An 8,356-nucleotide genomic window follows, 5' to 3' on the forward strand; every position below is an offset into this window, starting at 1 on the left:
AGGGCGTCGCCATGCAGCCGGGGCGTCCGGGCGGCCGATTCAGAAGACGAGCTGCGGGACCGATAGCTTGCGGCCGGTGTCGGTCGACTCCTGCCCCAGGGCCGCCAGCTGTACTCCGCGTGCCGCCGAGGCGAGCCCGTAGCGGTGCGGCCTGCCGGCGGCGACGTCCCGCAGGAACTCCTCCCATTGGGCGCGGAATCCGTTCGCCGGAGCGCCGTCGTCGGGAACCTCGGCCCACTGGCTCAGGAAGTCGATGTCGGTGGGGACGTCGGGATCCCAGCTCGCGCGCGGCGTGTTGGCCCGCTGCTGGGACTCGCAGTGGAACAGCCCGGCGACGGCCGAGCCGTGGGTTCCATCCACCTGGAACTCCACCAGCTCCCGACGGTGCACGCGCACGGCCCAGGAGGAGTTGAGCTGGGCGATCACGGTCTCGCCGGTAGGTGCCTCGACCTCGAAGATCGCGTAGGCGGCGTCGTCGGCGGTGGCCGGATATGCCTGGCTGTTCTCGTCCCAGCGGGTGGGGATGTGAGTCGCCGCCTGGGAGTAGACGCTTTTAACGGAGCCGAGGATGCCCTCCAGGACGTAGTTCCAGTGGCAGAACATGTCCACCATCATTCCGCCGCCGTCCTGCTTGCGGTAGTTCCAGGAGGGACGCTGACTGGGACGGACGTCGCCCTCGAACACCCAGTAGCCGAATTCTCCGCGCAGAGACAGGATGCGGCCGAAGAATCCCTCATCCACCAGGCGCCGCAGCTTGATCAGGCCGGGCAGGTAGAGCTTGTCGTGTACCACGCCAATGGTGAGACCGGTGTCGGCGGCGCGGTGGGCGAGGTCGACCGCCTGCTCAAGGGTCTCGGCGGTTGGCTTCTCGGTGTAGATGTGCTTGCCCGCCTCGATTGCGGCGGTCAGAGCGGCATAACGGCGCGAAGTGGTCTGGGCGTCGAAGTAGATGTCGACGTCCGAGTCGGAGATGATCGCGTCCTGATCGGTGGTCCAGCGGCTGAGGCCGTGACGGGCGGCGATCTCCTTGAGCTTGTTCGCATTGCGACCGACGAGAATCGGTTCCACCTGCAGGCGGGAACCGTCTTCGAGGAGCAGTCCCCCATCGGCACGAATCGGCAGGATCGACCGGACCAGATGCTGCCGGTATCCCATGCGGCCGGTGATGCCGTTCATGGCGATGGTGAGAGTTCGAGACATCGTTGTCGCTCCTGCCTGGTGACGGTTGCGGGCAGGACACCTGCTGAACGATCCTGTCCTAAAGTGAACGATAGCGAACTAAGCGAACAGGATCAATCAGAGGTCGGTGTGGTCGGTTGTGGCGCACTCAGCCGCCGCCTGCATGGCGGCACTCCTCCCTCCGTACATGATTGTGAGCAAGAAGTCCTCGGAAAGGAGGAGGCGATACGACCAAATAGTAGGTGCCGTGGTGTCCCGCTCGTTCGCGATGCTTCTTCCTGTCATCGATAACACCTGAGGATGGTGCCGCGTTCGGCTCCGTCCTAGTCACACAGGAGTGGCCATGATCGAAATCTCAGGCCCATGTGAAACATCGCCCACCACCTAAGGAGACACCCACCATGACCGCCCAGAGCCCTGCGCTTGAGCTGCGGGATGTTCGCAAGATCTACAACACCCCCGGGGGAACCATAGACGCCCTCGCGGGTATGACGCTGACCGCCGAGCAGCACAAGATCCACGCCTTCTTGGGTCCCAACGGCGCCGGGAAGAGCACCTCCCTGGAGATGACGGTCGGCCTGCGCACCCCCGACTCGGGCACCGTGCGCACCCTGGGTCTCGACCCGCGCAAGGCACGGGACGAACTCAGTCGCCGCGTCGCCATCCAGCCGCAGGAGGCCAAGGTCTTCCAATACCTGCGCGTCGGCGAACTGCTGGACCTGTGGTCCTCCTTCTACGACCATCCCCGGCCCGCCGACGAGATCCTCGACTCCCTCGAGCTGGCGAAGTACGTCGAGCGCCAGGTGACCAAGCTATCGGGGGGCACGCTCCAACGTCTCAACGTCGCCCTGGCGATGGTCTCCGACCCCGAACTGCTCATTCTTGACGAGCCCTCCACCGGCTTGGACCCGCGGGCACGGGAACGACTGTGGTCGGTCCTCGGCGGCTGGAGGGACCGCGGCACGACGATCGTCCTGTCCACACACTCCATGGAGGAGGCCACCGCATTGGCGGACTCCGTGTTCATTGTGGACCGCGGCAGGTGCGTCAGCTCCGGGACCCCTGAGGAGCTGATCGCCTCCTTCGCCGGAGGACCGGCAGTCGTCTTCCGCCTGTCAGGGGACCTGTCAGAGGAGAACGCCTCCCGGCTGCGGTCCCTCGGGGACCTCACGGTCAACCCGGACCGCTTCGCCGCTCTCAAGACGGCGCGAACCGATGAGGCGCTCGTCCTCCTGTCCCAGACCCCCGGATGCTACGACCTCGGCATCCATCAGCCCACGCTGGGCGACGCCTACCTGGCCGCCACCGGCACCGAACTCACCGCTACTACGACACCCGAGGAAGACTGACCATGAGCACCACGACCGACGGCGGTGCGCTCCGCAGTGCCCGTCCCCTTACCATCACCCACTGGCGGGAGATGTCCCGCAATCGGACGAACTTCGGCGTCGCTATCCTCCTTCCGTTCTTCATGGCCGGAGTGTTCCTGGGCATGGACAAGATCCTCCACTCGACTATGGGAGGACCGGGACCCGACTTCTCAGCGCTTGTGGTACCCATCGCGCTGTGCATGCTTCTCACCGGGACGTGCATGACCCTGACCGCCGGCCCGATCGCCGAGTACCGGCAGTACGGCACCCTGCGTATTCTGGGCACCACCCCGGTGTCGCGGGGACAATTCATCCTGACCCACCTGGCCGTTAGAGTGCTCCTTGCGATCGCGCTCAGTGTTCTGGTCGGAGTTCTGGGCGTCCTCCTCGGCATCAGCGAGACCGTCGCCGTATGGCGTGCGTTTGTCATCGCCCTGCCCTCCTCCGTGCTGTTCCTAGCCCTGGGCTACTTCATCGGTTCGATCGTCGGCTCGGGGCAGGCCGCCACAAATATCGCCACATTCACCGGCTTGTTCTTCATGTTCACTTCGGGAGTGGTGCTCCCTCTGGAGCTGCTGTCCGACTCCGCCAAGCGCGTCCTCGACTTCCTCCCCACCTCCTACTTCGGGGACCTGTTGTTCTGGGTCACCGGAGGCGTGCAGAGGTACGAGACGACGCTGGACTTCGCGGTTCTCATCGGTGTGGCGATTGTGGCCGTCCCCCTGGCAGTGAAGACCTTCCACTGGGAGGCCGCGAAGAACTGAGTGGGTCATCTGTTGAATGGATGGATTCCGATGGGAGGGGATGACGCTATGGAATGGAATACCGACTCATCCTTGGAGGTGAGCACGATTATGAGGCGCGTGACCGCGATCCTCGACGAGCACAATATGTGCGTCCTGGGCGCCGTGGGCGCACAGGAGCCCCGGCTTACGCCGTGCACGGATGAGGAGCAGGCTCCCCTCGGCCCCAAGTAGCGTGCATTGCCTACTGGGAGAAGAAGGTGTTTGTCCTGGAGGTCGAGACCATCGAACTCGTCGACACCCACCTTTGCGGCGGCACGATGCGCGTAGGCAGAGGGCCTCAGGGCTAGAGCAGCACTTTCTGTAGCGGGCGTGCGGCGTGCGCCCGTGGTGGCCAATGCCTGGCGTGCCACGGTGTTTTGGGGCTTGGGAATGGCCATTCCCAAGCCCCAGAACCATCCCCTAAGTCCATAAACCGCCCCCCAGCCCAAAGATCCGGGGCCATCCCTGTGCGCTCCTGCCCAAGTTCCTGTGACCCTGACCGACCGACGAGGATCATCCGCACGGGACGCGCCGTCCGCATCACGCCCCTTCAGCGCTGTCACCGTGCGGTGGAACGGGGTCGGGCTCAGCATTCCAGCCAGACGGTGGTCGGCCCTGGAGTATCTCCTCCTTAAGTCTCATAAGTCTCGGCCGTTCTGACGATGGCAGCACCACGGCCGGTCAGCACACTTATCCCTGTCAGCAACTACGACGGGTACGGAGCTCACAGCATCCGCACCACTCACACCCGATAAGCAACACCCGAATGGACGCCAGGTTCACCTCCACCGCCGCCGCCAGGAGCGACCTCCTCGACGAGATCACCGAGGAGGAATACATCTGGGATGACCCGTAAGCCCAATGTCGGCCGTCACCCCGAAAGCGGCCTGACAAACACGCAACAACTGACTGTCCAAAAAACACCCAGCACTCCAAACCGTTCTCAACCATGGGAGTATCACCATGTCCATTGTCCTGACTGGCGTGTGCCAGGCCTATTCGGGCTTCGAGCTGCGCGACGTGTCCTTCGAGGTCTCCACCGGCGAGATCGTCGGTTTCCTGGGGCCCAACGGCGCGGGAAAGTCCACCACGTTGCGCATCCTGCTGGGCCTGGAGCGCCCGGCTCGGGGCACGGCTCTTATTGAGGGGACCCCTTACGCGAGGATGGCTCAGCCGATGCGCACCATCGGCTCCATCCTCGACGCCCAGTGGATCGCTGGGGGCCAGACGGTGACGCAGTACCTGAACTGGCTGGCCATCGCCGGGGGCCTGGACCGCTCCCGCATCCCCCTGCTGCTAGAGCAGGTCGACCTGGCCTACGCCGCCAAACGACGTGTCTCGCGCCTGTCCCTGGGCATGCGCCAGCGCCTGGGCCTGGCCGGAGCGCTGCTGGGCGACCCGCGCTACCTCGTTCTGGACGAGCCGCTCAACGGACTGGACCCCGAGGGCATCCGCTGGTTCCGTGACCTGCTACGACAGCTACGAGACCAGGGCCGGGGCATCCTGTTGTCCTCCCACATCCTGACCGAGGTCTCCGCCGTAGCCGACCGCGTCGTCATGATCTCCAACGGACGCGTCACCGGCAGTGGCAGCCTGAGCGACTTCGAGGCGGAAGGCAGCCTGGAAGACGCCTTCTTCAAGCACCTCGCCCCCAAGGAGCGGTGATAGCGATGCGACTGCTCATCAGCGAGCTCTACAAGCTCTACGTCTATCGGTGGCCCGCTCTGCTGCTGGCCGGGGCACTGGTCGCTTGCGCTCTCCTGGACATCTACCTCGCCCTGGCGTACTCCTCCTCCGCCGGCTCCTATGTGAGCACGGCACTGAGCTTCAACGAGCTCGTCTGCCGCCTGGCGTGGTTCACCCTGCCCGTCCTGGTCTTGGCCGGTGACGCGCGTGATGGCATGCTGGCCAGTGTCGTCCTGGTCCGTCCGCGTCCGCGCGCGATCCTGGCCGCCAAGCTCGTCTCCTCCCTTGTCGCCGCCCAGGTCAGCGCCCTGGGGTCCCTGGTCCTCATCGCGGCCTTCATGCCGCTGGGAGGCTGGCCCGACGCCGCCACCGCCCTGGCCGCCGCCGCCCCGATGGCCGCTCGCTTGCTGGTGCTGCCGCCGCTGGCAGTGTGCTTCGGTTTTGGCGTGGCCGTCCTGGCCAACTTGAGGTCACTGCCGTGGGTGGCGACGGGACTGGTCCTCTGGAGCCAGGTGATCGAGAAGCTCCTCTTCACCGTCGTGGGCAACCTCGTGCCTCCGTCCGTCGGAGCGGCCCTGGCCCCGTATTCCGCCGCTGTCATGTGGTTGTACGGCGGCTGGGGCGAGATGGGCCTGCCTGCCTTTGACACCTGGGGCTTCCTGCCGCTGGCGGGCCTGGCCGCCCTCACCTGTGCGGCCGCCGCCTTCCTCCTCATGCGTACCGCCGACCCGGCCGGACGGCCCTGGGGCCTGCACACCGTCGCTCTGACCGCCGAGGCCGCACCCGTCATGAGCGCCACCCCGACGACGACCGCCTCCGCGCATACCGCCACGGCCGCAGCAACCCCGACGCGTCAGGCGGCCGACGGCGACGCCGCTCGCCCTCACCTGGTGGGAGCGCCTGCCCCCACTACCGGGGCCAGGTCCCGCAGGGGTGTGTTGGCTGATGTCCTGGCCTGGCTTTGGGCCAGTATGAGCGCCCACGGAGCGTTGCGGCGCACGCTGCTCCTGACCCTGTTCACCGCCGTCGCGAACGCCGCCATCACTGCCGGCGTGGTGGTCATCTTCGAGATCTCCCTGACCTCCTCCGGTGCCCTCAGTGACGCCGAGTCCGCGTTCGTGGCCGTCAGCAGCGGGTGGGGCATGCTCTGCCTGCCGTTGACCGTCCTGACCGGCTCGTGGACCTACCTGCGTCTCATCCAAACCCGCGAGCTGGCCCTGGTCTACACGGCTCTTCCGCGTCGAAGCGCCGTCATCACCGCCTGCGCGGTCCACGCCGGCCTCCAGGCGGCGGTGGTCACCCTGGTGTCCATCGCCGCGGGTCTTGCGGTCCTGAGCACTGCCACCAGCGTCAGCGCCGTCCTGGCCACTGCCGGTCTTACCCGGATGTTGGTCGCCGCCCCGCTGGGCGCCGTCCTCGCCCAGCTCAGCGTCATCGGAGCCGCCGTCCTCATCCGCCGGCCGATCCCCGCCCTGGCGGGCGTGGCCGGCTGGCTCCTGCTGGCTGAGCCCCTCCTCCAGAGCAGCAGCCCGGTCTTGGAGCGAGTAGTCGGCAGGCACACCATCAGCGCTCTGGTTGACAACCTCGTCAGTCCCAGCTCCTTCGCCGACGAGACCCTGAGCACCCCCTCGGCCGTCATGTGGCTCATCGCGCTTGCTGCCGTCCTCGTCACCACGGCTGTCGTCGTCGAGCGACGGCGCCCAGGAGTCGTCGGGAACTGACCTGGACGGAGCACCATCCGCGCACCCTTTCAGGGTGGCCCTGGCCGGCGACAGCCTCACCGGCCAGGGCCACCCCTCTGTCCGCACGGCTGGCTCCAGCAGCAGGCGGCGAGACCGCCCCCCGCGCCCATGCGGAAGGGATCCAGGTTCTTGATCGCTGCTGGCCTGACAACCAGCAGCGGTACAACGCGCTTAGGTAGAGGGGTTCGAGGCAAGAGCACCGGGCCTGGGAATGGAAACCGTTCCCAGGCCCCAAACTATCCAAAATTAAAAGGACCGGTCAGTTGCGATATGAAACGATGCGGCATCCCCACTTCGGGTATGTGAATGATGCAGGCGAAATGGGCAGTGATGACTCGCTCGGTGAGGCGGTGACACGGATGGGAGATGGGGGTTCGGCAGGTGCTGCTGTGGCGGGACTTGCCAGCCCCGGGAGCGATACGGACATGGCGATGGCAGAGGGGTGCGAAGGGAACGTATGTGCGGTGACTTCCTATCGGTTGTGGATCCGGTGGGGTAGCCGCATCTTGTTCCACACAGCTGCGTGGTCTGTTCATCATTGAGTCCCCACTCGATTCCGCCTTTCGAGAGAACCCGACGAGACGTAACGAGGAGGGACGACTAGCCGCCGATGCCCCGCTTGTACGCCTCGGTGACGATCTCCAGTCGGCTACCCACCCCCATCTTGCGCATAAGCGAGGAAACGTGAGTTTTGACGGTGGTCTCCGCAACGTTCATCTGGCGTGCAATCTGGCGGTTGGTGCGTGCCTGACACAGAAGCCGAAGCACTTCCCGCTCTCGCCCCGATAGATCGAGTTCCGCGGTGGAACCGGTACTGGGGCGCTGGCCACGCACGTAGCGGTCCAAGACGCGGCTGGTGGGTCCGGGCGAGAGGACCTTACCGCCCCCGTGGACGGTCCGAATCGCCGCCGCGATCTCGGCGGCAGGCGTGGTCTTGAGAAGGAAGCCCGAAGCGCCGGCGGCGATTCCGCCATCGAGGAAGGTATCGTCATCGAAGGTGGTCAATAGGAGTACCCGGGTATGACCGCCGGTGGCGAGGATCCGCGAGGTTGCTCCAATGCCATCCAGAACCGGCATCTGGATGTCCATGAGTACGACGTCCACCATGTGGTCGTGGACAAGATCAACCGCCTCGGCGCCGTTGGTGGCGGTGGCCACTATTTCGATACCGTTTTCCCGACCGAGGAGCATGGATAGCGAGTCGAGCACGATGGCGTCGTCATCCACGATGACAACGCGGATCGGACTGGGCTGGGTGTTTTGGCTCACGGTTTGCCCTTTTCGTTGGTCGGTGTGAGGGTGAGGGTGGTGGTTAGGTCGGGTGTGGGGGGTGCGGGGTCTAGTGGGGTGTTGGTGTCTTGTCTCAGGAGGCGCAGCATGGTGCGCAGGTCGAGGACTGATTGGTGGCCGGTGGTGATGATGTCGTCTAGGGCGGTGTTGATCTGGTCGGTGTGGTTGGGGTTGTGGAGGTGGGCTTGTGCTTGTTGGGCGCGCAGGACGATTTGGGTGTTGGCGCGGGCGAGGGTGTCGTGGAGTTCGCGGGCGATGAGGGCGCGCTGCTCGCGCAGGGCTTGGGCGTGAGCGGCCCGGGCCC

At 65.7% G+C, this 8,356-nt stretch carries 8 protein-coding genes; 5 read left to right on the top strand and 3 right to left on the bottom strand.

Features of this window, described 5'->3' with window-relative positions; all coding sequences use genetic code 11:
* Window positions 1-39: 39 nt before the first annotated feature.
* The gene (locus ACGLYG10_RS14785) at window positions 40-1,200 is read right to left on the bottom strand and encodes a Gfo/Idh/MocA family protein (RefSeq protein ID WP_073333655.1); all 1,161 of its coding nucleotides are present in this window, start codon (window positions 1,198-1,200) and stop codon (window positions 40-42) included.
* A 380-nt stretch (window positions 1,201-1,580) separates the two neighbouring features.
* On the opposite strand from ACGLYG10_RS14785, the gene ACGLYG10_RS14790 reads away from it, so the two are divergent.
* The 5 genes from ACGLYG10_RS14790 (at window position 1,581) to ACGLYG10_RS14810 (ending at window position 6,741) form a co-directional block, all read left to right on the top strand.
* Window positions 1,581-2,528 (top strand): ABC transporter ATP-binding protein, encoded by a 948-nt coding sequence (locus ACGLYG10_RS14790; protein WP_073333657.1) that lies wholly within the window; start codon window positions 1,581-1,583, stop codon window positions 2,526-2,528.
* A gap of 2 nt (window positions 2,529-2,530) precedes the next feature.
* Window positions 2,531-3,313, top strand: a complete 783-nt coding sequence (locus tag ACGLYG10_RS14795) for an ABC transporter permease (protein ID WP_073333660.1) — start codon at window positions 2,531-2,533, stop codon at window positions 3,311-3,313.
* 48 nt (window positions 3,314-3,361) lie between these two features.
* On the top strand, window positions 3,362-3,526 hold the full coding sequence (locus ACGLYG10_RS16275) for a hypothetical protein (protein ID WP_170866538.1): 165 nt from the start codon (window positions 3,362-3,364) through the stop codon (window positions 3,524-3,526).
* Window positions 3,527-4,297: 771 nt separating this feature from the next.
* Window positions 4,298-4,999 carry an ABC transporter ATP-binding protein gene (locus ACGLYG10_RS14805; protein WP_073333665.1) on the top strand — a complete coding sequence of 234 codons (702 nt, stop codon included), beginning with the start codon at window positions 4,298-4,300 and terminating at the stop codon, window positions 4,997-4,999.
* 5 nt (window positions 5,000-5,004) lie between these two features.
* Entirely contained in the window at window positions 5,005-6,741 is a 1,737-nt protein-coding gene (locus tag ACGLYG10_RS14810) for a hypothetical protein (RefSeq protein WP_073333667.1), read from the top strand.
* A gap of 621 nt (window positions 6,742-7,362) precedes the next feature.
* On the opposite strand, the gene ACGLYG10_RS16430 is transcribed toward ACGLYG10_RS14810, so the two are convergent.
* Both ACGLYG10_RS16430 and ACGLYG10_RS16435 read right to left on the bottom strand, forming a co-directional pair.
* The gene (locus ACGLYG10_RS16430; RefSeq protein WP_073333773.1) at window positions 7,363-8,031 is read right to left on the bottom strand and encodes a response regulator transcription factor; all 669 of its coding nucleotides are present in this window, start codon (window positions 8,029-8,031) and stop codon (window positions 7,363-7,365) included.
* On the bottom strand, window positions 8,028-8,356 hold a 329-nt coding region (locus ACGLYG10_RS16435), incomplete at its 5' end, for a histidine kinase (protein ID WP_244542704.1). The genes ACGLYG10_RS16430 and ACGLYG10_RS16435, both read right to left, overlap by 4 nt.

It is taken from the genome of Actinomyces glycerinitolerans (assembly GCF_900098745.1).
Taxonomy (GTDB): domain Bacteria; phylum Actinomycetota; class Actinomycetes; order Actinomycetales; family Actinomycetaceae; genus Actinomyces; species Actinomyces glycerinitolerans.

What these genes read in the sequence shown, in the direction of transcription:
- ACGLYG10_RS14795 (WP_073333660.1), top strand. Translation starts at nt 2,531, where the DNA reads ATGAGCACCACGACCGACGGCGGTGCGCTCCGCAGTGCCCGTCCCCTT.
- ACGLYG10_RS14790 (WP_073333657.1), top strand. Translation starts at nt 1,581, where the DNA reads ATGACCGCCCAGAGCCCTGCGCTTGAGCTGCGGGATGTTCGCAAGATC.
- ACGLYG10_RS16275 (WP_170866538.1), top strand. Translation starts at nt 3,362, where the DNA reads ATGGAATGGAATACCGACTCATCCTTGGAGGTGAGCACGATTATGAGG.
- ACGLYG10_RS14805 (WP_073333665.1), top strand. Translation starts at nt 4,298, where the DNA reads ATGTCCATTGTCCTGACTGGCGTGTGCCAGGCCTATTCGGGCTTCGAG.
- ACGLYG10_RS14785 (WP_073333655.1), bottom strand. Translation starts at nt 1,200, where the DNA reads ATGTCTCGAACTCTCACCATCGCCATGAACGGCATCACCGGCCGCATG.
- ACGLYG10_RS14810 (WP_073333667.1), top strand. Translation starts at nt 5,005, where the DNA reads ATGCGACTGCTCATCAGCGAGCTCTACAAGCTCTACGTCTATCGGTGG.